Genomic DNA, 21,324 nt, shown 5'->3' with positions numbered 1-21,324 from the left:
GCACCATGGACGGCCATGCGGCGGAGCATGGCGGACATCGCGACGGCGGCCCTGGAACGGGGCCCGTACGCCCCCAGTGGCACGCCCGGGGGCGCACGGAGCGTGGACCTGGACGCCGGCCCCGTCGTGGCCGACCTCTGGACCGACGACGACCTCGGGTTCGTCCTTCTCCTGCACCGCAGGAGGGACGGGTTCCCCGCGACCGAGCTGTACTGGTCCACGCCGGGTCCGGACGGGCGGTGGACGCGGGCCGAGCACCTGTCCGGAGGCGCGTACGCCTGGGACCCCGCGCGCGGCCCCCGGTGGGAACCGGTCCCGGACGGCGCGGCGTTCACCGTGCTCTCCTCGTCCGAATCCCTGCTGTTCACGGGTCGCGGCGGCTTCGAGGGCGAGGAGGAGGGGGCGGAACTCGTGGGCTTCAGCGAGCTGCTGGTGGGCGCGCGCGTCGACCGCCTCCGGGTCGAGAGGTACGGCCTCGGGCGGGCGTCGTCGTACACGGCACATTCGGTGCTGGAGAAGCCCCTGCTCTCGCCCCTCGTGCTGGTGGCCGTCCGGCCCGGCGAACGGGTGCGCCTGTCCGCGGTGGACCGGGACGGCACGGCCGGCGAGGGCCTCGAACTGCTCCCGCCGGAGGGCTGAGCGCGGTGCGGACACCTGATCGACGGGCGGCCCTGCGCGCGGGCGGTCCCGGTCCTTAAGGTGTGCCCATGACGCGTCTCGAACCCCAGCGCACCGCACTTGTCGTGATCGACCTGATGGAACGCATCGTGGAACTGCCGTTGGCGCCGCGGTCCGGTGAGGAGGTCGTGCTCGCCTCGCTCGGACTCGCGACGGCGTTCCGGGAGGCGGGCGCGCCGGTCGTGCTGGTGCGGGTGGAGCGCCCTGGCGTCGACGAGCAGCCGCCGGGCAGCGAGTTGGTCGACGGGCTGGAACGGGAGGGCGACCTCGTGGTCGTCAAGCGCACCGTGGGCGCCTTCCACGGCACCGGCCTGGACGGGCAGTTGCGGGAGCGCGGCGTCGACACCCTCGTCGTCGCCGGCATCGCGACGAACATGGGCGTCGAGTCCACGGCCCGCGCCGCGGCCGACCACGGGTACGCGCTGCACTTCGCCGAGGACGCCATGACGGCGCTCAGCGCCGCGGAGCACGAGGCCGCGGTCACGCAATCCCTCCCGCGCTTCGGGACGGTGGCCCCGGCCGCGGAGCTGGCGAAGGCACTGTGGAGCTGATCGGCGCGGGCCGTGACGCCGACGTCTTCGCCCTCGACGCCGCACGGGTCCTGCGCCGCAACCGGCACGGCGGTTCCGCCCAGGAGGAGGCCCGGGTGATGGCACACCTGGCCGGGGTGGGGTTCGCCGTGCCGCGGGTGCACGACGCGGACGGCACCGACCTCGTCATGGACCGCCTCACCGGGCCCACCATGGCACAGGACCTGGCCCGCAGGCCCTGGCGGGCCCGCGCCCACGGCCGCCTGCTCGCCGGGCTGCAGGCGTCCCTGCACGACGTCCCGGCACCCGGCTGGCTCCGCCGCCGCTTCGCCACCGGGGAGCCCGCCGCGGACCGCGTCCTCCACCTCGACCTGCACCCGGAGAACGTGATCCTCACCGCGGACGGCCCGGTGCTGATCGACTGGAGCAACGCCGCCGGCGGCGACCCCGCCGCCGACACCGCGCTGACCCTCGCCATCCTGCGCGGCGTCAGCCTGGGGCCGGCCCGCGACGCGGGGCTGCGCCTGTTCGTCGCCGGCTTCCTGCGCGCCGCCGTCACCGACCCCGCCCCACGCATGGCCGAGGCGATCGCCGCCCGCCTCGGTGACCCGAACCTGCTGCCCGCCGAGGCACACCGGCTGCGGCGCCTCGCCCGCCGCGCCCGGGACAGCCCGCCGGGGACCCGGCCCTGACCGACCCCGGTCGCCCCGCGCCACTCCGTGGAGGTAGCGGTCCCCGGTCACGAAGACCATCGCCGTCGTCGCGGCCGCGCCGATGTACGCGAACGTCCCGAGCAGCGCCTTCTTGCGGCCGTCCGGTCGGCGACCGCCCCGGCGAGCGGCATCACCAGCACCGACCGCAGCACGGAGGCGGAGACCACGTACGCCAAGTACGCACCGGCGCGGACCGGTATCCCCGAGCGGGTGGACGTGACCGTCGGGACCCGCGGCCGCGTCACGCGCAGACGATCACGGCGCACCCCGAACCCAGGCCTCCCCGCAGGGCAGGCGGCAACACGGCTCCCGCGCCCGGCGGCGCGGCGCTTCGCCCGCCCCGTCGCGGCAGCAATTCGCTCGCGACCGGCCGGGCGGCCGCCTAGCCTGGCGCGGTGGCGTACCAGGTGATCGTGCTCAACGGCGGCTCCAGCTCGGGCAAGTCGGGCATCGCGCGCTGTCTGCAGGCGGTGCTGCTGCCCGAGCCCTGGCTGACGTTCGGCACGGACACCCTGGTCGACGGCCTGCCCGCAGGACTGCGCGGCTCCGGAGCCGGGTCCGGCGCGGGCATCGGCTTCGGCGCGGACGGGAGCGTGTCGGTGGGCGACGCCTTCAAGGCGCTGGACGAGGCCTGGACGTCCGGCATCGCCGCCATGGCGCGCGCCGGGGCCAAGGTGGTGGTCGACGAGGTGTTCCTCGGCGGCGCCGCCTCGCAGGACCGCTGGCGGCGCGCCCTGGACGGCCTGGCGGTGCTGTGGGTGGGCGTCCGCTGCCCGCCCGATGTGGCGGCGGGCCGCGAGACCGCCCGGGGCGACCGGGTGGCGGGCATGGCGGCGGCGCAGGCGGAGGCGGTGCACCGGGGCGTGGTCTACGACCTCGAAGTGGACACGTCACACACCGAGTCGATGGAGTGCGCGCGGATCGTCGCCGCTCGTGTGTCACCCATGTGACGGCTGCGACGGTGGCCGCGACGGAACGGCCGGTCCTGTGCTTTCATGGCGGCATGCGCACGAACATCTGGAACCTGGGCCCCCTGTGGCCGGGACGCCGTGCGCACCACTTCGACCAGAGCTGTCGCCGGGGCTGACCTCACCCGTCCCGGCCACCCCGAGACCTGCCCCCGCCCAGCCGGGGCACGTCGTGTTCCCGCTCTGGAGCCCTTCCCATGGCCCTGCACCACCGGGCGAGCGGTCCCACCCCGCTCGTCCTCCCCCAACTGCGCGCGCTCGTCCTCGGCTACGCCGCCGCCGTCGCGGCCGGTGTCCACCTCCCCGTCCACCTGTCCGACCGCCGCTGGTACACCCGGCTGCACCAGGACCCCTACGTGGACGTCTGGCTGATCACCTGGCCCGGCGACACCTCCACCGAACTCCACGACCACGCGGGCTCGCTCGGCGCCCTGAGCGTCGTCGCCGGCACCCTCACCGAGCACCGCTGGCTCCACGACGGCCGGGGCCACGGCCGCATCGCGACCCGCGGACTCGCCGCGGGCGGCGGCGCGGCCTTCCCGCTCGGTCACGTCCACGACGTCGTCAACGCCTCCGCCGCACCCGCGGTGAGCGTGCACGCGTACTCGCCGCCGCTCACGGCGATGTCGTACTACGCGGTCGACGCCGCGCGCTCCCTGCGGCGCACGCGTACCGTGCTGACGGACGAGCCGGAGCCCTCGACGGTGCCCCGCGCCGTCCCCCTGTCACGCGGCCTGTCCGTGACCGGGTCCGCGTCCACCGCCGCGTCCACGTCCGCGTCCGCCATCTCCCCGGAGGCCGTCCGATGAACCCGCCCACCCCCGCCAGGTCCGGCATCGACCGGATGCTCGACCGCGCCCGGGCCCGGCTGCTGCGGCTCGGGCCCGAGGCCGCGGCGGCCGAGCTCGCCGCGGGTGAGGCGCTGCTGGTCGACATCCGCCCGGCGGCGCAGCGGGCCGCGGAAGGCGGGTTCCCGGACGCGCTGGTGATCGAGCGCAACGTCCTCGAATGGCGCCTGGACCCGCTCAGCGACGCCAGGATCCCTGAGGCCACCGGCCCCGGGGTGCGCTGGATCGTGGCGTGCTCCGAGGGCTACACCTCCAGCCTCGCCGCGGCCTCCCTGCTCGACGTCGGCCTGACCCGCGCCACCGACCTGGAGGGCGGTTTCCAGGCGTGGCTGCGGGCCGGGCTGCCGGTCAGCGACGGGGCGCCGGAAGGAAGGCGCTGACCTCGGCGAGGAAGTCCGCCGGGCGTTCCCGGTGGACGAGGTGCCCGGCCTCGACGGTCACCAGCCGCGCCGCCGGCACCCGGGCCGCGACGGCCGCGATCCCGTCCTGCGGGACGTGGCTGCCCGCCCCGCCGGCGAGGACGAGGGTGGGGCAGCCGATCGTCGCCAGCAGGTCCCACCAGCCCGGGTCGGGGGCGTTGCGCCAGCGGTTGACGGCCGCGATGACCCGCCAGTCGCAGGACTCGTCCCCCGCCGGGCCGGACGGCACGGCCCGCGGCGGCACCTCCGGGTCCGGCGGCACGGGCTCCTCCAGGACGAGCGCGGTCAGCCGCGGCGACCGCTGCGCGGCCACCAGGTAGGCGACGACCGCGCCCATCGAGTGCCCGGCCAGCGCCACCGGCCCGGGGCCGAGCGCGTCCAGGAACGCTGCGACGTCGTCGCGCATCGCCTCGAAGGCGTACTCGCCCGGCCAGTCGCTCGCCCCGTGGCCGCGCAGGTCGGGGGCGTACACCCGGTGGGTCGCGGCGAGGGCGGGCGCGACCGGCTGCCAGTCGGCGCCGTCCGAGCCGCGTCCGTGGAGCAGGACGAGCGGCGGCGCGTCCGGCTCGCCCCAGGTGCGGTAGGCCATCCGGATGCCGTTCACGTGCACGGTGCTGAGATCGCTCACCCGGGCGACGCTACCCGCCGGCGCGTACGTCACCCGCCCGGTCGTCGCCCGTTCCGCTGAGGGCCGATTCGTTTCGCCGTCGGCTGAGGCGGTCCGCGCCGGCGTCAGTGCGGGACGACGGCCACCGGGCAGGCCGCGTGGTGCAGCACCGCGTGCGCCACGGGGCCGAGGTGCGGGCCGACGCCGCCGGGCCGGTTGCGGCACCGCCCGACGACCAGCAGCGAGGCCCCGGCCGCCGCGTCCACCAGCGGCTGTGCGGCGTTGCCCGCGGCGACCTCCTCGGTGATCTCCACGCCGGGCGCCTCCTCACGCCACGGGAGCAGGGCGGCCTGCACCGCGTGCCGCTCCGCGGCGCAGATCTCCGCGCCGCACGTGGGGTCCATGGCCGCGGGGACGTACCCGTACGTCGGCGGGTACGACCACGCGTGGACGACCCGCAACTGCGCCCCGCGCCGCCGCGCGTCCTCCACCGCGAAGGCGATCACCTCGTCGGCGCCCTTCCGCAAGCTGAACCCGAGCACCACCGGCCGCCGGTCGTCACCGGGCTCCTCCTCCTGACCGGTGCGGACGACCACGACGGGACCCTCGGCGCGGGCCAGCGTCGTCTGCCCCACCGAGCCGAGGAGGAAGCCGCTGAGCCCGCTCAGCCCCTGCGAGCCGAGCGCCAGCAGTTCGCTGCGTCCCGCCTCAGCGACCAGTAGTTCGGCCGGCGGGGCGTCGGCCACGTCGGTCGTCACGGGCAGTTCCGGGCTGCGCTCGGCGAGCTCCCGTGCGGCGTCGCGCACGAGCGCGTCGCCGTAGGGGTGTCCCCCGGCGTGCACCAGGCGCAGCGGCACGGACCGCCGCAGCGCCTCGCCCGCCGCCCAGTGCATGGCGGCGCGGCTCTCCGGCGAGCCGTCCAGGCCCACGGTGACGGGTCGGGTCATCGGATGTGCCTCCCTCGCCTCGCCTCCACAGTAGGCGCCGCCGCCCCGCCCGGCGCCCCGGCGGGGCCGGGCGGCCGCGCCGTCACACGGGCCGTGCGCGGCCCTCCCAGTACGTGTCGCGGAGCCGGCGCTTGTAGAGCTTGCCGTTGGGGTCGCGGGGCATCTCGGCGACGAAGTCCACCGACCGCGGGCGCTTGTACCCCGCCAGGCGCTCCTCGCAGTGGGCCAGGAGGGCGGCGGCCAGTTCCGGCCCCGGTGCGTGGCCGGGGGCGGGCTCCACGACGGCCTTGACCTGCTCGCCCCAGTCGTCGTGCGGGATGCCGAAGGCGGCGGCGTCGGCGACCGCGGGGTGGCTGAGGAGGGCGGCCTCGATCTCGGCGGGGTAGACGTTGACCCCGCCGGAGATGATCATGTCGATCTTGCGGTCGCGGAGGTAGAGGTAGCCGTCCTCGTCCAGGTAGCCCAGGTCCCCGACGGTGAAGAAGTCGCCGATGCGGCTCGCCCGGGTCTTGTCCTGGTCCTTGTGGTAGCGGAAGCCGGGGGTGTTCATCTTGATGTAGACGGTGCCGAGTTCGCCGGGCGGCAGGGGCTCGCCGTCGTCGTCGTGGACGGCGATCTCGCTGATCGGCCACGCCTTGCCGACCGTGCCGGGCCTCTTCAGCCACTCGGCAGCGGAGGCGAAGGTGCCGCCGCCCTCGCTGGCCGCGTAGTACTCCTCGACGCACGGCCCCCACCACTCCAGCATGGCCCGCTTGACGTGCTCGGGGCAGGGCGCGGCGCCGTGGATGGCGTGCCGCATCGAGGAGACGTCGTGACGGCGCCTGACCTCCTCCGGGAGGGCCAGCAGCCGGTGGAACTGCGTGGGCACCATGTGGGTGTGCGTGCAGCGGTGGACGTCGATCAGCCGCAGCATCTCCTCGGGCGTCCATTTGTCCATCAGGACGACCGGGTGGCCGACGTGCAGGGCGGCGCCGGCGAACTGCAGCACCGCGGTGTGGTAGAGCGGCGAGCAGACGAGGTGGACGTTGCCGTCGAAGGGGCGGATGCCGAAGATGCCGAGGAAGCCGCCGAGGTACGTCTCCTCCGGCGGCCTGCCGGACAGGGCGCGCCGGATGCCGCGGGGGCGGCCGGTGATGCCCGAGGTGTAGTTCATGACCCAGCCGGTGGTGCGCTCCTGCGGCGGGGTGCCGGGCAGGCCGGCCGTGAGCTCCGCGTACGGGCGGAAGCCCTCGATGCCCCCGGCGCCGACGGCGTAGCGGTGCGTCCCGGGCAGGCCCGCCTCGTCGGCGGCGGCCCGGGCCTGCTCGGCGAAGCGTTCGTGGGCGACGAGCACCTTGGCGCCGGAGTCGGCGACGATCCAGGCGATCTCGGGTCCCACCAGGTGGTGGTTGACCGGGACGAGGTAGAACCCGGCCTGGAAGGCGGCGAGGTAGGCCGTGAAGAACTCGGCGCCGTTGGGCAGCACGACGGCGAAGGCGTCCCCCGTCCGCAGTCCGGCCGCGCGCAGGCCGTGGACGAGGCGGTTGCTCTCCTCGTGCAAGCGCCGCGCGCTCCACCGGTCGCCGTAGGGAGCGGTGAGCACGACGCGTTCCGGGTCGGCGCCGGCCTGGGCCCAGAATCCATTGGGGGCGCCCGATGCGGTCGAGGTCATGGGGGCCGCCTCCTCAACCGCGTCCGGCGATGCGGTTCATGCGGTCCAGGGCCCGCTCGAAGCCCCGGGTCAGGTCGTCGAAGACGGCCTGGACGCTGCGCACCTCGCGCATCTGGCCGACGATCTGGCCGACCGGCGTGCCGAGCAGCGGCTCCACCTCGTACTTCTGGATCCGGGTGATCGCGTCGGCGACCAGCAGGCCCTGCAGGGGCATCGGCAGCGCTGCGGGGCCGGCCGGGTCGTCCCAGGCGTCGGTCCACTCGGTGCGCAGCTGGCGGGCCGGTTTGCCGGTCAGGGCGCGCGAGCGGACGGTGTCGCCGGAGCCGGCCGCGAGAAGCTTGCGGACCAGGGCGGAGGAGGGCAGTTCGGCCTCCGTGGTGGTCAGCCACACCGAGCCGAGCCACACGCCCTGGGCGCCCAGCGCCAGTCCTGCGGCGGCCTGTTCTCCGGTGCCGATGCCTCCGGCGGCGAGCACGGGCAGCGGGTCGACGGCACGGACGACCTCGGGCACGAGCACCATGCCGCCGATCTCGCCGGTGTGCCCGCCGGCCTCGTAGCCCTGTGCGACGACGATGTCGATGCCCGCCTCCTGGTGGTGGCGGGCGTGCCGGGCGCTGCCGGCGAGAGCGGCGACGGGGACGCCCCGCTCGTGGGCGCGCCCCACGACGTCCGGGGGCGGGGAGCCGAGCGCGTTGGCGAGCAGGCCGATCGGGAAGTCGAAGGCGACGTCGAGCTGCGAGCGGGCCACCTGCTCCATCCAGCCCGTGATGCGCCAGCCCGTGGCATCGCCCGGCTCCAGCTCCGGCACCCCGTACTTGGCCAGCACCTCCCGGACGTAGTCCCGGTGCCCCCCGGGGATCATCGCCTCGACGTCCGCCTCGCTGACGCCCTCCACCTTCTTGGCCGGCATGACGACGTCCAGCCCGTAGGGGCGGCCGTCGGCGTGCGCCTCCAGCCACTCCAGGCTCCGGGCCAGCTCGTCGGGCGCGGTGTAGCGCACCGCGCCGAGGACCCCCATGCCGCCGGCCCGGCTGATCGCGGCCGCGACGGCGGGGAACGGCGTGAAGCCGAAGATGGCGTGCTCGATGCCCAGCCTCTTGCTCAGCTCCGTCTCCATGGGGGCAGGATGCCCGAGCGGACCTGCCGGGGGAAGAGATTTTCTGATGCTACGTCAGATTTTGACGAAGTCTCCGGCCCGCCGTCGGCCGTCGCGCAGGTCCCGGACGACCACCCGTCCGGGCCCCGCGGCCTCCGCGCAGTCCGGCGCGCGGGTATCGAGCGGGCCCCGCTGCCGGGTCAGGGCCGCGCCCGGCCCGAAGTAGCCGGCGTCCAGGGTGAATTCCCACCGCGTCCCGCTGCCGGCGGCGGGCGCCGCCCACTCACGGGGCGGCGTGGCGGGCCGCGACCCCGTCAGTTCCTGCCGGAAGCGGCGGCCACCGCACCACATCTCCACCACCGTGCGCGTGGTCAGCGCCGCGGCTGCGGCGGGCAGGTACCAGGGGGCCGAGCAGGGAGCCGAAGTACCCCGGGGCGGGCGCGTCCTGCCAGGCGTGCGGCTCGTCGAGGGTCACCGCGAAGGCGAGGTCCCCGGTGATCTCGACGAGCGCTCAGGAAACGACGGCGGCCCCGGACGTCTCCGTCCGGGGCCGCCATCGTGCCGTGTGCGGCGTCGGCCGCAGGGCCTCCTCGTCGGAGGCCGGTGACGACGACGGCGTGGACGCCCACAAGGGGCGAACGCGACCGGGGCGCCGCCCGATTCGGAACGGCCCGGCGGGACGATGCCGACCACAGCTCCGCCCGACGGCTCGGGAAGCGGCCCGGACGCGTGGGCGACCCCTGTCGCCCGGCGCGGGCCGTTCCAGCCGTGCGGCAGAGCGGCGGTACCCGGCGACGGCGGTCAGTACGGCGGTCGGCAGCCGCGGGTCGCCCTGCCCGTACCGGAAGTACGTCCCCGGCCGGGCACGCACGCCCGCGTCGAACTCCGGGAGGGTGATCCTCGACGCGTCGTACGGGTTCGCGGTCATGGCCGCAGGTCAACCGGTGGCCGTGACCGCCGGCCGCCGCCCCGGTTCAGCCCTCGGAGGGGCCGAAGTAGCGGCCCTCCGCCAGGTCCTGGAGCAGGCCGGGGTGCTCCGGGCGCCATCCCAGGAGTTCCTGGGTACGCGCGCTCGACGTCGGGTTGTCGAGCGTCACGAAGCCGGACAGGAAGCCGAAGTGCTCCCGCGCGGCCTCGCGCGGCACGCTCTTGACCGGGACGTCCAGGCCGCGGCCGATCGCCTCGGCGATCTCCCGGAAGGGGATGCCCTCGTCGGCGGCCCCGTGCAGGCGCGAACCCGCCGGCGCCGCCTCCAGGGCCAGCCGGAACAGGCGCGCCGCGTCGCGGGTGTGGACGGCGGGCCAGCGGGTGGCGCCGTCCTCCACGTACGCCGCGACGCCGTTGTCGCGGGCGAAGCCGATCAGCCGCGGGACGAAGCCGTGCAGGTCGGTGGGGCCGTGCACGGAGGGGGCGAGCCGGACGACCGACGAGCGGACCCCGCGCGCGGCGAGCGCGACCGCGGCGTTCTCGGCCTCGGCACGCGGCACCGGGGGCGTGGACGGGGCGATGGCGTGGTCCTCCGTCCCGAGGATGCCCGGTGCGACGTGCGCGAGCATCAGGGTGCCGGACGTGATGACGAAGGGGCGTCCGGAGCCCGCGAGCGCCTCGCCCATCGCCTCGACGGCCCGCAGGTCGGCGGCGACCGCGCCCACGTAGTCGGAGAAGGCGTGGTCGAAGGCGAGGTGGATGACCCCGTCGGCCTCCGCCGCGCCGCGGCGCAGGGCCTCCGGGTCCTCCAGGCTGCCGCGGTGCACCCCGGCGCCCGCGGCCGTCAGGGCGGCGGCGGAACGGTCCGAGCGGGCGAGGCCGACGACCTCGTGCCCGGCCCCGAGGAGTTCGGCGACGACGGCGGTCCCGATGTGACCCGTGGCGCCGGTGACGAAAACACGCATGCTGCGATCCTTCGATGAGGTGGTGTGGTGCCGTCCCCTCGCGCGGTGCCGGCGGCGCGCTCCGGTTCGGTCCCCATCGTGCGGGCCGGTAAGGCCCGCGGTCCAAGGCCCGTTCTGCACGGCGCAATACGTTCCGGGCATCACCCCAGGTGAACGGCGTGCGACGGGCTAGGCTGAGGCCATGAGCGACTCCTCTTCCGCTCCGCCGGACCTCGACCTGCGGCTGGTGCGCTACTTCGCGGCCGTCGCCGAGCACCGGCACTTCGGCCGGGCCGCCGAGGCCCTCCACGTCACCCAGCCGTCCCTGAGCCGGCAGGTCCGCCGCCTCGAGGAGCAGCTCGGCGCGCGTCTGCTGGACCGCACCCCGAGAGGCACCGTCCTCACCGGCGCAGGGGAGGTCTTCCTGCCCCGCGCCAAGGCGCTGCTGCGTTCCGCCGCGACCGCCGCGGCCGAGGCCCGTGCCGCCGCCCGCCCGGACGGGATCACCGTCGGCTACACCGCGGGGCTCATCGTGACCCCCGCGGTACGGGAACTGCGCGCGCGGCACCCGGAGGCCGAGGTGCGCACCCAGCACGTGCCCTGGAACGAGGCGCGCGTGGCGTTGCTCGACCACCGGGTGGACGCCGTGGTGACCCGGATGCCGTTGCCCACCGACGGGCTGCACGTGACGGCGCTCTACGACGAGCCCCGGGTGCTGGTGGTGCCGCTGGACCACCGCCTGGCGGGCAGGGAGTCGGTCACCCTCGACGACATCGCCGGCGAACCCCTGCCCCGTGTGCGGGAGTCCGACCCGTCGTGGAGCGCGTTCTGGCGCATCGACCCCCGGCCCGACGGCAGCCCGGCGCCGGACGGCCCCCTCATCGACGCCGTCGAGGACAAGTTCGAGGTGGTCGCCGCCGGGCAGGCCGTGTCCATCTCGGCGGGCGTCCGCGGCGGCCTGCGTCCCGACCTCACCGCGATCCCCCTCGAGGGCGTCGAGCCGAGCCACGTCGTGCTGGCGACCCGCGCCGGCGAGGGCAACCGGCTCGTGGCGGCGTTCGGCAGGGCGGCCCGGGCCAGGCTGACCGGCCGCCCCTGAGCCCGGTCAGTCGCGCAGGCCCAGGCGCTCACGGCAGTGGGCCCGGTCCTCGCGGCTGGCGGCCGTGTCCGGGTGGTCCGCGCCGAGGGCGCGCCGGCGTGCCTCGTACACCGCCTCGTGGAGGACCAGCGCCTCGCGCCAGTCGCCCAGCCAGCCGAGGGCCACGGCGATCTCGCGGCGGCTGACGAGCGTGTCCGGGTGGTCCGCGCCCAGCACGCGGGTGCGGACCGCCGCGACGTCGCGGGCCTCGGCGAGGGCGTCCCGCCACCGGCCCAGGCGCCCGAGGCCGACCCCGAGGCCGTGCCGGGCCCGGAGGGTGTCGGGGTGGGCGGGGCCCGAGACGCGGGTACGGAGGGCGACGAGGTCGGTGTAGAGCTCGTGCGCCTCGGCGCCGAGGCCCATCCGCCCCAGGCAGATGCCCAGTTCGTGGCGGGTGGCGAGGGTGTCCGGGTGGTCGGCGCCCAGCAGGGTCGCCCGGATCGCGGCGACGTGGGCGTAGGTGGAACGGGCCTCCGGCCAGCGGCCGAGCAGCCCGAGCAGGTGGCCGACCTCGCAGCGGGTGGTGAGCGTGTCGGGATGGGCGGGGCCCAGGACGCGGGTGCGGGAGTCCGCGACCTCGGCTGCCGAGGCGTACGCCTCCTGCGTACGGCCGAGCCGCCCGAGCGTGACCGCGAGGTTGTGCCGGCAGTGGAGGGTGTCGGGGTGGTCGGCGCCCTGCCGCCGTTCCCTCGCGGCGAGCACCGCGGCGTAGCCCTGGCGGGCCTCCTCGTGACGGCCGAGGCGGCCGAGGACGTAGGCGGCCTCCTGGCGGGCGGCGAGCGTGCCGGGGTGGTCCTCGCCCAGCGCCCGCGCCCGGGCCGCCGCCACCTCCTCGTAGGCGCGCAGCGCCTCGGCGTGGCGTCCGCCGCGGCTGAGGCACAGGGCGAGTTCGTAGCGGCTGGTGAGCGTGTCGGGATGGGTGGCGCCGAGCAGCCGCTCGCGCTCCTCGGCGACGGCGCGGTGCGACCGCTCGGCCTCGGACCAGCGGCCCAGCCGGGCGAGTCCCACGGCCGCCGTGTGCCGGCTCGCCAGCGCCCCGGTGCCGTGCACGCTGGGCGCCCCCGACTGCAGCTCCAGCCGGCGCGCCCAAGACGGCAGCCCGGGCTCGGGGCGGATCCCTGCCGGGCCGCCCGGGCCGCCGTGGGCCCCGTGCGCGCCGTCCCGGAGCGTCTTGAGCCGGCCGGCCACGTCGGCGGCGCTCTGCGGGCGGTCCTCCGGGCTCTTGGCGAGCAGGTCGAGGACGAGTCGCTCCAGTTCCCCCGGCAGGTCGGGCCGGTGCTCGCGCGGCGGCCGCGGCGGGGTGTCGCGGTGGCCGACCAGGACGGCCCAGGTGTCGTCGAGGTCGAAGGGCGGGGCTCCGGTGGCGATCTCGTAGAGCACGCACCCCAGCGAGTACAGGTCGCTGCGGTGGTCGATCCCCTCCTCGCCGCCGATCTGCTCCGGTGACATGTAGTGCGGGGTGCCCATCGCGACCCCGGTGCCCGTCAGCCGCGAGGTGAAGCCGATGTCGTGGCCGAGCCGGGCGATGCCGAAGTCGCAGATCTTGACGTCCCCGTCGGCGAGCCGCATGACGTTCGCCGGCTTCAGGTCGCGGTGCACGATGCCTCGCGCGTGGGTGTACGCGAGGGCCGCCGCGATCTGCGCGGCGATGTCGGTGACGTCGGGCAGGGGCAGCGGGCGGCCCTCGTTGTCGCCGAGCAACTGCCGCAGGTTGCGGCCGTCCAGCAGTTCCATGACGAGGAAGAGCACGCCCTCGCTCTCGCCGAAGTCGTGGACGACGGTGATGCCGCGGTGCTGGAGTGCCGCCGCGACCCGGGCCTCCCTCCGGAACCGTTCACGCAGCACCCGGTGCACGGAGGGGTCGAGGGAAGGACTCGTCGGCTTCAGGCACTTGACCGCGACCTCGCGGCCCAGCGACTCGTCCAGCGCCTTCCAGACCTCGCCCATGCCGCCGCGCCCGATGCGCTCCCGCATCCGGTAGCGCTCGCGCAGCAGTGTTCCCCCGTCGTACCGACCCGCCGTCATGGTGTACGCCGCCCCGCCCCCGGTCGTCCGCCTCTCCCCGCACCCAGTATGACCGCGGGGGGCACGGTTGGGGACCCGCCGTTACCCCCGGGAACGTGCCTGCTCGCGCAGCCGGTGGGCGGACGGGTGGGTGCCGGGGCCGAGCCGTCCGACCGCCTTGAGGATGTGCCCGGGCGGCAGCTGCCAGCGCACGTAGGAGGGGATCGTGCGCAGCAGCAGGCCCGTGCCGCGCAGCCGTCGCCCGGTGACGGGGACGGCGGGGGCGGGGCGCCCGTACAGCTCGTGGGCGAAGGGCGGCAGCGCCGCGTAGGCCAGTGCGGTGGCCCGGCCCCAGACGGCGAACCGCAGGGGCAGCAGCACCCGGGGCACGGGCGGCCCCTGCAGGAAGGCGTAGACCTCCTGGGCCTCGGGGCCGGCGGCCAGTTCGGGCCGCACCTTCTCGAAGTACGCGGCGAGCGACCCGGTGTCGTCGGGGACCTCCGCCGGGTCCAAACCCACCAGTCGTGCGGCCTCCCGCTGTTCGGCGACGTAGGCGTCGGCCTGCGCGTCGGAGAGCGGGAAGCCGGAGCGCCGCGCGACCTCCAGGTACGAGTCGATCTCCGCGCAGTGCACCCACAGCAGCAGGTCGGGGTCGTCGACGGGCAGGCGCTCGCCGCTGTCCGGGTCCGTGACGGACAGCCGGCGGTGGATGCCGCGCACCTTGGCCCCGGCCCGCTCGGCCTCCAGGGTGGTGCCGTAGGTGATCGTGCCGACGAAGTCGGCGGTGCGCAGCAGGCGCCCCCACGCGTCCCGGCGGAAGTCCGAGTTCTGCGTGACGCCGCGCACCGCGCGCGGGTGCAGCGCCTGCAGGTACAGCGCCCGTACGCCGGCGATCCACATCATGGGGTCGCCGTGCATCTGCCAGGTGACCGAGGCGGGTCCGAAGAGCCCGGGGTCGGCGTCGCGCATCGCAGCCTCCTGTCGCCGTGCGACCACGGCCGGCCCCGCCCGTGACCGGGACGGCGCCCTGCGGCCTGGTGCCCGCAGCGCCGAGCATAGGGCCGCGCGGCACGACGGGTCTGCCCCGCGTGGTCCGCCGGCGGTGGGGCCTCAGTGGACGGGCGCGGCACCGGCAGGCCTGTGGGAGCGCCTGCGCTCGATGAGGGCCAGGCTGACCGCGCCGAGCACGATCAGGGCCACCCCCGTCACGATCTGGTTGAGGGGTGCGAGACCGGCGCCCGGGTCGCCGAAGTAGCCGAAGACGAAGGGCGAGACGATCAGGCAGGCGCCGCACACGATGGTGATGACGTCGCTGCCGGGCCCCCGGGTCCTGGCCACCCGCGCGATCGCGTTGAGCAGGACGATCGTCGAGAAGACGAGGTCGACGATCCGCACGTCGTTGCCGATGGGCGTGTCGGGGTACGCCAGCGCCCAGCCGGCGGCGAACACCCATCCGCCGATCAGCAGCAGGGGCGCCGTGAACAGCGAGTCGCGGATGTCGGCCGGTGGGGTCTGGGCGTGGCCCGCCGTCTGGATCCTGGTGCTGGGACGCTGAGTCAGGGACATCGTGCCCTCCCGCGGTGGGAGCCGCGTCGCCCGGCGCCCGGCGCGTCCGCACGGCACCTGTCGGCGGGGGACACACCGCGTCCGCTCCGGGCGACAGGCCGGAGTGTGGACCTCTCCCATTTTAGGTACGTGGGGCCGGGCGTCCTGTTCGGCGGTCACCCGCCCCCGAGGAGCGCGGGCGGGTGCCGGGCCGGTTCAGGCCCACAACGCCTGGGCCACGGCGGCCCCGGTGAAGGCGGCGCCGACGCCGGCGACCACACTGGCGACGACGTTCGCCACGGCGAAGAACCGCGCCCCCGTCTCGGCCAGCCGCAGGGTCTCGTAGGAGAAGGTCGAGTAGGTGGTGAGCGCCCCGCAGAACCCCGTGCCGACCAGGAGCTGCACCGAGTGGGACGCCGCGTCGTAGGTGACGGCGCCGGCCAGCAGGCCGAGGACGAGGCAGCCGACCACGTTGACCGTGAACGTGCCCCACGGGAAGACCGTGTCGTGCCGGGCCTGGACGGCACGGTCCGTGAGGTAGCGCAGCGGCGCCCCGACCGCGGCCCCGGCGATGACGAGCAGCCAGTTCACCCGTGGTTCCCCCGTCCCACGTAGCGGATGACCTCGACCTCGTCGAGGGTGACCAGTCCTTCGGTGACCAGTTCGTCGAGCTGCGGCAGGAACGCCCGGATGCGCTCCTCGTGGTCGACGATGACGACGGCCACCGGAAGGTTGTCGGTCAGCGAGAGCAGCCGGCTGGTGTGGATCAGTGAGGAGGCGCCGAAGCCCTCGACCCCGTGGAAGACGCTGGCCCCGGCCAGGCCCGCGTCGTGGGCGCGGCGGGTGATCTCGGAGCACAACGGCTTGTGGTGCCAGGTGTCGTTGTCGCCGATCAGGATCGTCAGCCGCAGAGCGGTGCCGTGCAGCCGTGTCATGTCTGCCTCCATCCGAGAAGGCGTCGGGCCGTGTGCGCCGCACCCCACACCGCGGCCAGCGCGATCAGCGGCGTGGCGGCGAGGTACGCCAGCCCGGCGCCGGCGTGCCCGCCCTGGACCAGGCCGTGGATGTCGACGGCGTACGTGGAGAAGGTGGTGAAGCCCCCGAGGACGCCCGTGCCGAAGAACGGGCGGACGAGCCGGTGCGCGGCCCACACCTCGGTGATGGCCACCATGAACGCGCCGATCACGGCGCAGCCGAGCGCGTTGACGCCGAGGGTGGTCCACGGGAAGCCGCCGGCAGCGGTGGGCCAGACCAGGGCCGCGCCGTAGCGCGCGCAGGCCCCGAGCACGCCTCCGGCCGCGACCACGGCGACGACGGGCGCCTGCTCCCGCACCCGCGCGGATCGCGGCGGCAGGGGCGGTGGGGACTCGGCGTCGGGGGAGGCTGGGTCGCTCATCGCGGGGTGGGGGGCCGGTGAGGTCATGTGTCTCCTACTCGTGAGGCGTCCTGACCGGACGCGTTCCGTCACAAGTAGGGACCGTTGGCGGCATCCTCACCGCGGTTCGGGTACGGCGGGCCCCACCGCCGCGCGGCGGTCGCGAGGGACCACCGCTGTCTCCAGCATACTCCGGGGTTCCCTGCGTCGTGATCCGCTCCGGGTGGCACCCTGGGGGCGTCGAACCGGACGAGGGGGATGCGGCGATGATGACCGGCCGGGACGTGGTGGAGATCCTGGACCTGCTGCGGGGGGCCGGCGCGCAGGTCTGGGTCGGTGGGGGCTGGGGGATCGACGCCCTGCTCGGGAGACGGACCCGCGACCACCGGGACCTGGACCTGATGCACCGCCACGAGCAGGAGGACGCCGTCGTCGCGGCGCTGGCCGCGGCCGGCTTCGCCGAGTCGCTCGACTGGCGGCCGGTGCGCTTCGTCGTCACCGACCCCCGGGGCCGCGAGATCGACCTGCACCCCCTGGTGTTCGCCGCCGACGGAAGCGCGGAGCAGGCCTCGCCGGAGCCGGGGCGCCCGTTCGTCTACCCTGCCGCCTGCTTCGTCACCGGCGAGGTCGAACGGACCCCCGTCCCCTGCCTGTCGGCCGAGCAGCAGGTGTACTTCCACCAGGGGTACGAGCCGGCCGACCGGGACCGCCACGACATGCGCCGGCTGCGCGAGGCGTTCGGGATCGCCACGCACTTCTGATCAGGCGGTGAGCGGCGTCAGGAAGATCCACACGTGGCCGAAGGGATCGCGGAGCATCGACTGCCGCGCCCCGTAGGGCATGTCGGCCGGGGCCGTGAGCAGTTCGGCGCCGGCGGCCACCGCGCGGCCGGTCAGCGCGTCCACGTCCGGCACGTAGACGTGCAGGACGACGGAGGGTGCGGCCCCGGCGGGCGGCGGGGCCTCGGTGTCGCCGAGCATGAGGGTGGAGCCGTGGATCGTGATCTCGGCGTGCACGATGCGCCCGTCGTCGCCTTCGAGCCGGAAGGACTCCTCCGCTCCGAACGCGGCCGCGTAGAACGTGATCGCCTCGGCGGCCCCGTCGACCAACGCGTGCGGGATGACGGCGTACTTGAACTGCTCGGGGATCTCCATGCGCCGCACGCTAGGCCCGCCCGGGGCGGGCGGGCATCGAGCGCAGGTCCCGTCGTGCCCCTGCCGGTGGTCGTAGGACCGTGTCGCGGTGCGGCCGTGTCCCGCTCCGGGACGCGCCCGGCCCCGCGACGGGTCGCCTGCTCACCTGCGCACGCGCGGCATGCCCAGCCCGATCCAGGAGATGATCTCGCGCTGGATCTCGTTGTTGCCGCCGCCGAAGGTGAAGATGACGGCGCTGCGGTAGCCGCGTTCCAGCTCGCCGTGGAGGACGGCGCCCGCGGAGCCCTCCTTCATGGGGCCGAGGGCGCCGGTGATCTCCATCAGCCAGGCGTACGCGTCGCGACGGGCCTCGGAGCCGTAGACCTTGACGGCCGAGGCGTCGTGGGGGGTCAGGGTGCCGCGCTGGAGGGCGTCGACCATCTGCCAGTTGAGCAGTTTCATGGCGTCCAGGCGGACGTGCACGCGGGCGAGGCGGCCACGCACCCAGGAGAGGTCGATGACCCGGCGGCCGTCGGCCAGTTTGGTGTCGGCGGCCCAGCGGCGCACGTCGTGGAAGGCGCGGATCGCCATGGTGCCGTGGGCGGCGAGGGTGACGCGTTCGTGGTTGAGCTGGGTGGTGATCAGCCGCCAGCCCTGGTTCTCCTCGCCGACGCGGCGGTCGACCGGGACGCGGACGTCCTCGTAGTGGCTCGCGGTGGTGTCGTGGGAGGCCAGGGTGTTGATGATCGTCCAGGAGTAGCCGGGGTCGCCGGTCGGCACCAGGAGGATGGAGATGCCCTTGTGGGGCGGCGCGCCGGGGTCGGTGCGGACGGCGAGCCAGACCCAGTCGGCGGTGTCGCCGTTGGTGGTCCAGATCTTCTGGCCGTTGACGACATAGGCGTCGCCCTCCCGCACGGCGCGGGTGCGCAGCGCCGCCAGGTCCGTTCCGGCGTCGGGCTCGGAGTAGCCGATGGCGAAGTCGATCTCGCCGGAGAGGATGCGCGGCAGGAAGTACGCCTTCTGCTCCTCGGTGCCGAACTGCATGATCGTGGGGCCGACGGTGTTGCGCCATGAGCGGCAGCGGGACGCCCGCCTGAGCGGCCTCGTCGAAGAAGACGAACTGCTCCATCGGGGTCATGCCGCGGCCGCCGTACTCCTTCGGCCAGCCGACGCCGAGCCAGCCGTCGCGGCCGAGCCGCCGTACGGTGTCGCGGTAGAAGCGCTTGGCGGCGGCCCGGTCGAAGTGGCGTGCGTAGGCGTTGTCGGGCACCAGTCCGGCGAAGTACGACCTGAGTTCGGCGCGCAGCCGCTGCTGCTCCGGTGTGTGGTCCAGGTGCACGGCCCCTCCCGAGGTCCGGTCGCGTCCCTGAGCGACGACGGCGCAAGAGTAGAACGCGTTGCAGAAATTCGGAAGGGCCGAGACCGGCTTCAGCGTTGGGGCACGAAGCGCACCGGCAGCCCCGGAACGGCCTGCGCGGCCGCGGCCAGGCCGCGCTCGGGGACGACGCCGACCACCGGGTAGCCGCCGGTGGTCGGCGCATCGGCGAGGAAGACCACCGGCCTGCCGTCCGGCGGCACTTGGACGGCGCCCACCACCATGCCCTCGCTCGGCAGCTCCCCGGGGACGGCCCGCTCCAGCGCGGGCCCCGTGGTGCGCAGCGCGATGCGGTTGCTGCGGTCCGACACCTGGAAGCGGCCGGCCGCGAGGGTACGGACGGCGGCGGCCGTGAACCAGTCGTCCCGCGGCCCGAGCCGCAGCGGCAGCACGAGTTCCCGCGGCGGACCGGCGTGCGGGGCCGGTTCCGCGTGGACGGGGAGCCCGGGCGCCGGGCCCAGCGGCAGCACGTCACCGTCCCTGAGCGGTGCGGGCCCCAGCCCCGACAGCAGGTCGGTGGAGCGGCTGCCGAGCACCGCGGGCACGGCCACGCCGCCGCCGACCGCGAGGTAGCTGCGCACCCCGCGCGTGGCGGGCCCCACGTCGAGCACGGCCCCGGCCGGCAGCCGCACGGCGGTGCCCCACGGCGCGGGGCGGCCGTCGAGCAGGACCGGTGCCGGGGCGCCGGTGACCGCGACGACGGCCGGACGGGCGGCCCGCACGGCCACCCCGGTGAGCGTGGTCTCCAGCGTCGCGGCGTCGTCGGCGTTGCCCACCAGGCGGTTGGCCAGCCGGTGCGCCGGGCGGTCCAGGGCCCCGGAACGGGCGACGCCGAGGGCGGCGTGACCGTACCGCCCGAGGTCCTGGACGGTGGTCAGCGCACCGGCCCGGACGATCCGCAGCTCGCCCCCGCTCATGCGCCCGCCCCCTCGGACGCGGGGACGAAGCGCACGCGGGTGCCGGGGGCGAGCATCGCGGCCGGCTCCCTTTCCAGGTCCCACAGGCGGACGGACGTGGTGCCGATCAGCTGCCAGCCGCCCGGTGAACTCCGCGGGTAGATGCCGGTGTAGGGGCCCGCGACGGCCACCGAGCCGGCCGGCACCGAGGTACGCGGCTCGGCCCGGCGCGGCACGCCGTACCGCTCTCCCAGTCCGGTCATGTAGGCGAAGCCCGGGGCGAACCCGCAGAAGGCGACCCGGTGTTCGGTGCCGCTGTGCACCCGGGCCACGTCCTCCGCCGCGACGCCCCAGCGTTCGGCCACCACCGCCAGGTCGGGCCCGTCGTAACGGACGGGGACCTCCACGAGCGGCCCGGTGTCCGCCGGACGGGCGGTGACGGACCAGCCGCGCAACTCGGCGCGCAGCGCCGCCGCGTCCGGCACCCCGGACAGCAGCACGGTCCGCTCGCCGGGGACGATCTCGCGCACCGGGACGAGGGTGCCCTCGCCGCGGCGGCGCAGCAGCTCGGCGTGCCAGGACCACGCCTCCTCGGGGGTGGCCAGGTCGATCAGGAGCGCGTCCTCCCCGACCGTGAGGACCCTCATGCGAACGCCGCCAGCCGCACGCCCGCGTCCTCGAGCGCGGCCCGTACCCGCAGGGCCGTGGCCACCGCGTCCGGGGAGTCGCCGTGCAGGCACAGCGACCGCGCCCGCACGGTCACCCGCTCACCGGTCAGGGCCGTGGTGACGCCGTCGCGGGCGAGGGCGACGGCCTGCCGGGTGACCTCGTGGGGGTCGGCGATGAGCGCGCCCGTGGTGCCGCGGGGGACGAGCGTGCCGGCGGCGGTGTAGGCGCGGTCGGCGAAGGCCTCCCCCACCACGTCGAGCCCGGCCTCCCGGGCCGCCCGTTCCATGGCGGAGCCGGGCAGGCAGAGCACTGGGAGGGCCGGGTCCGCCCGCCGGGTGCCCGCGGCGACGGCGGCGGCCTGGTCGTCGTCGACGACGACCTTGTTGTAGAGGGCCCCGTGCGGTTTCACGTACGCCACCTGGGCCCCGGCGGCGCGGGCGAAGACCTCCAGCGCGCCGATCTGGTACGTGATCTCGTCGGAGAGTTCGTCGGCGGGCACCTCCATCGCCCGCCGGCCGAACCCCGCGAGGTCGCGGTAGGAGACCTGGGCGCCGATGCGCACTCCGCGCGCGGCAGCGGTGTCGCAGACCCGGCGCATGATGCCGGGGTCGCCCGCGTGGAAGCCGCAGGCGACGTTGGCGCTGGTGACCACGGACAGCAGGGCGTCGTCGTCGGTGAGGACCCAGCGTCCGTAGCCCTCCCCGAGGTCCGCGTTGAGGTCGATCACGAGGTCGGTCATCGGTACGGCGAACTCCTCGGGAAGGGCCGCGTCCGGTCGGGCGACGCGAGCTGCGGTGTCCGGCGGGCCGGGGCGAACGCTTCCCGGCGTCCGATCACCGTAGATTCTTGTTGAACAATCCG

24 protein-coding genes and 2 pseudogenes are annotated in these 21,324 nt (G+C 75.4%); 8 read left to right on the top strand and 18 right to left on the bottom strand.

Going from position 1 to position 21,324, the window contains the following annotated elements; genetic code table 11:
- Positions 1-15: 15 nt before the first annotated feature.
- The 3 genes from ACFZAU_RS33665 (at position 16) to ACFZAU_RS33655 (ending at position 1,900) form a co-directional block, all read left to right on the top strand.
- Positions 16-639 (top strand): hypothetical protein, encoded by a 624-nt coding sequence (locus ACFZAU_RS33665; protein ID WP_500555319.1) that lies wholly within the window; start codon positions 16-18, stop codon positions 637-639.
- Positions 640-707: 68 nt separating this feature from the next.
- Positions 708-1,229: an isochorismatase family protein gene (locus tag ACFZAU_RS33660; RefSeq protein ID WP_500462983.1), complete on the top strand. Its 522-nt coding sequence runs from the start codon at positions 708-710 to the stop codon at positions 1,227-1,229.
- Positions 1,220-1,900, top strand: coding sequence for a phosphotransferase (locus tag ACFZAU_RS33655; RefSeq protein WP_500555318.1), 681 nt, complete (start codon positions 1,220-1,222; stop codon positions 1,898-1,900). Before ACFZAU_RS33660 ends, ACFZAU_RS33655 begins: the two co-directional genes overlap by 10 nt.
- 24 nt (positions 1,901-1,924) lie before the next feature.
- Here the strand turns inward: ACFZAU_RS33655 and ACFZAU_RS33650 are convergent.
- Positions 1,925-2,161: pseudogene (locus ACFZAU_RS33650) on the bottom strand (MFS transporter); the annotation flags it as partial.
- Between the two features lie 155 nt (positions 2,162-2,316).
- Here ACFZAU_RS33650 and cpt point away from each other — a divergent pair.
- The 3 genes from cpt (at position 2,317) to ACFZAU_RS33635 (ending at position 4,117) form a co-directional block, all read left to right on the top strand.
- Complete coding sequence (cpt, locus tag ACFZAU_RS33645; RefSeq protein ID WP_500555317.1) at positions 2,317-2,871, top strand: chloramphenicol phosphotransferase CPT; 555 nt, start codon at positions 2,317-2,319, stop codon at positions 2,869-2,871.
- Between the two features lie 215 nt (positions 2,872-3,086).
- Entirely contained in the window at positions 3,087-3,698 is a 612-nt protein-coding gene (locus tag ACFZAU_RS33640; protein WP_500555316.1) for a cysteine dioxygenase, read from the top strand.
- Positions 3,695-4,117: a rhodanese-like domain-containing protein gene (locus ACFZAU_RS33635; RefSeq protein ID WP_500555315.1), complete on the top strand. Its 423-nt coding sequence runs from the start codon at positions 3,695-3,697 to the stop codon at positions 4,115-4,117. The genes ACFZAU_RS33640 and ACFZAU_RS33635 overlap by 4 nt, the downstream gene beginning before the upstream one ends.
- Here ACFZAU_RS33635 and ACFZAU_RS33630 read toward each other — a convergent pair.
- The 6 genes from ACFZAU_RS33630 to ACFZAU_RS33605 form a co-directional block, all read right to left on the bottom strand.
- Positions 4,086-4,784 carry an alpha/beta fold hydrolase gene (locus ACFZAU_RS33630; RefSeq protein WP_500555314.1) on the bottom strand — a complete coding sequence of 233 codons (699 nt, stop codon included), beginning with the start codon at positions 4,782-4,784 and terminating at the stop codon, positions 4,086-4,088. The two genes, ACFZAU_RS33635 and ACFZAU_RS33630, sit on opposite strands and share 32 nt — an antisense overlap.
- 104 nt (positions 4,785-4,888) lie before the next feature.
- Entirely contained in the window at positions 4,889-5,710 is an 822-nt protein-coding gene (locus ACFZAU_RS33625) for a universal stress protein (RefSeq protein WP_499607365.1), read from the bottom strand.
- 82 nt (positions 5,711-5,792) lie between these two features.
- Positions 5,793-7,361 (bottom strand): acyl-CoA synthetase, encoded by a 1,569-nt coding sequence (locus tag ACFZAU_RS33620; protein ID WP_500555313.1) that lies wholly within the window; start codon positions 7,359-7,361, stop codon positions 5,793-5,795.
- Positions 7,362-7,374: 13 nt separating this feature from the next.
- A complete protein-coding gene (locus ACFZAU_RS33615; RefSeq protein WP_500555312.1) occupies positions 7,375-8,478 on the bottom strand; it encodes an NAD(P)H-dependent flavin oxidoreductase in 1,104 nt (367 codons plus the stop codon).
- A gap of 54 nt (positions 8,479-8,532) precedes the next feature.
- Positions 8,533-8,817 (bottom strand): hypothetical protein, encoded by a 285-nt coding sequence (locus ACFZAU_RS33610; RefSeq protein ID WP_500555311.1) that lies wholly within the window; start codon positions 8,815-8,817, stop codon positions 8,533-8,535.
- Between the two features lie 614 nt (positions 8,818-9,431).
- Positions 9,432-10,349 carry an SDR family oxidoreductase gene (locus tag ACFZAU_RS33605; protein WP_500555310.1) on the bottom strand — a complete coding sequence of 306 codons (918 nt, stop codon included), beginning with the start codon at positions 10,347-10,349 and terminating at the stop codon, positions 9,432-9,434.
- Positions 10,350-10,530: 181 nt separating this feature from the next.
- Here ACFZAU_RS33605 and ACFZAU_RS33600 point away from each other — a divergent pair, with 181 nt between their 5' ends.
- Entirely contained in the window at positions 10,531-11,427 is an 897-nt protein-coding gene (locus ACFZAU_RS33600; protein WP_500555309.1) for a LysR family transcriptional regulator, read from the top strand.
- Positions 11,428-11,433: 6 nt separating this feature from the next.
- On the opposite strand, the gene ACFZAU_RS33595 is transcribed toward ACFZAU_RS33600, so the two are convergent.
- The 6 genes from ACFZAU_RS33595 to ACFZAU_RS33570 form a co-directional block, all read right to left on the bottom strand.
- Entirely contained in the window at positions 11,434-13,491 is a 2,058-nt protein-coding gene (locus tag ACFZAU_RS33595; protein ID WP_500555308.1) for a serine/threonine-protein kinase, read from the bottom strand.
- A gap of 81 nt (positions 13,492-13,572) precedes the next feature.
- Positions 13,573-14,439 (bottom strand): oxygenase MpaB family protein, encoded by an 867-nt coding sequence (locus ACFZAU_RS33590; protein ID WP_500555307.1) that lies wholly within the window; start codon positions 14,437-14,439, stop codon positions 13,573-13,575.
- A 141-nt stretch (positions 14,440-14,580) separates the two neighbouring features.
- On the bottom strand, positions 14,581-15,036 hold the full coding sequence (locus tag ACFZAU_RS33585) for an SPW repeat domain-containing protein (RefSeq protein WP_500555306.1): 456 nt from the start codon (positions 15,034-15,036) through the stop codon (positions 14,581-14,583).
- Positions 15,037-15,231: 195 nt separating this feature from the next.
- Positions 15,232-15,606, bottom strand: coding sequence for a fluoride efflux transporter CrcB (gene crcB, locus ACFZAU_RS33580; RefSeq protein WP_500555305.1), 375 nt, complete (start codon positions 15,604-15,606; stop codon positions 15,232-15,234).
- Entirely contained in the window at positions 15,603-15,950 is a 348-nt protein-coding gene (locus ACFZAU_RS33575) for a DUF190 domain-containing protein (RefSeq protein ID WP_500462998.1), read from the bottom strand. The genes crcB and ACFZAU_RS33575 overlap by 4 nt, the downstream gene beginning before the upstream one ends.
- Complete coding sequence (locus ACFZAU_RS33570; RefSeq protein WP_500555304.1) at positions 15,947-16,438, bottom strand: fluoride efflux transporter FluC; 492 nt, start codon at positions 16,436-16,438, stop codon at positions 15,947-15,949. Before ACFZAU_RS33570 ends, ACFZAU_RS33575 begins: the two co-directional genes overlap by 4 nt.
- Positions 16,439-16,659: 221 nt before the next feature.
- Here ACFZAU_RS33570 and ACFZAU_RS33565 point away from each other — a divergent pair, with 221 nt between their 5' ends.
- Complete coding sequence (locus ACFZAU_RS33565) at positions 16,660-17,151, top strand: nucleotidyltransferase domain-containing protein (RefSeq protein ID WP_500555352.1); 492 nt, start codon at positions 16,660-16,662, stop codon at positions 17,149-17,151.
- Here the strand turns inward: ACFZAU_RS33565 and ACFZAU_RS33560 are convergent, their stop codons facing one another.
- The 5 genes and pseudogenes from ACFZAU_RS33560 to ACFZAU_RS33540 all read right to left on the bottom strand — a co-directional run bounded on the left by ACFZAU_RS33560 (position 17,152) and on the right by ACFZAU_RS33540 (position 21,202).
- Positions 17,152-17,544: a VOC family protein gene (locus ACFZAU_RS33560; RefSeq protein WP_500555303.1), complete on the bottom strand. Its 393-nt coding sequence runs from the start codon at positions 17,542-17,544 to the stop codon at positions 17,152-17,154. It abuts the gene before it with no gap.
- 141 nt (positions 17,545-17,685) lie between these two features.
- A pseudogene (locus ACFZAU_RS33555) lies at positions 17,686-18,862 on the bottom strand (acyl-CoA dehydrogenase family protein).
- Between the two features lie 89 nt (positions 18,863-18,951).
- Positions 18,952-19,815 carry a 5-oxoprolinase subunit C family protein gene (locus ACFZAU_RS33550; protein ID WP_500555302.1) on the bottom strand — a complete coding sequence of 288 codons (864 nt, stop codon included), beginning with the start codon at positions 19,813-19,815 and terminating at the stop codon, positions 18,952-18,954.
- Positions 19,812-20,441: a 5-oxoprolinase subunit B family protein gene (locus tag ACFZAU_RS33545; protein ID WP_500555301.1), complete on the bottom strand. Its 630-nt coding sequence runs from the start codon at positions 20,439-20,441 to the stop codon at positions 19,812-19,814. The genes ACFZAU_RS33550 and ACFZAU_RS33545 overlap by 4 nt, the downstream gene beginning before the upstream one ends.
- On the bottom strand, positions 20,438-21,202 hold the full coding sequence (locus tag ACFZAU_RS33540; protein WP_500555300.1) for a LamB/YcsF family protein: 765 nt from the start codon (positions 21,200-21,202) through the stop codon (positions 20,438-20,440). Before ACFZAU_RS33540 ends, ACFZAU_RS33545 begins: the two co-directional genes overlap by 4 nt.
- Positions 21,203-21,324 lie beyond the last annotated feature (122 nt).

This window comes from Streptomyces sp. NPDC008238 (assembly GCF_042956445.1).
Taxonomy (GTDB): domain Bacteria; phylum Actinomycetota; class Actinomycetes; order Streptomycetales; family Streptomycetaceae; genus Actinacidiphila.
Note: the sequence above shows the minus strand (reverse complement) of the source record. Positions and strands in the feature narration are given on the sequence as shown.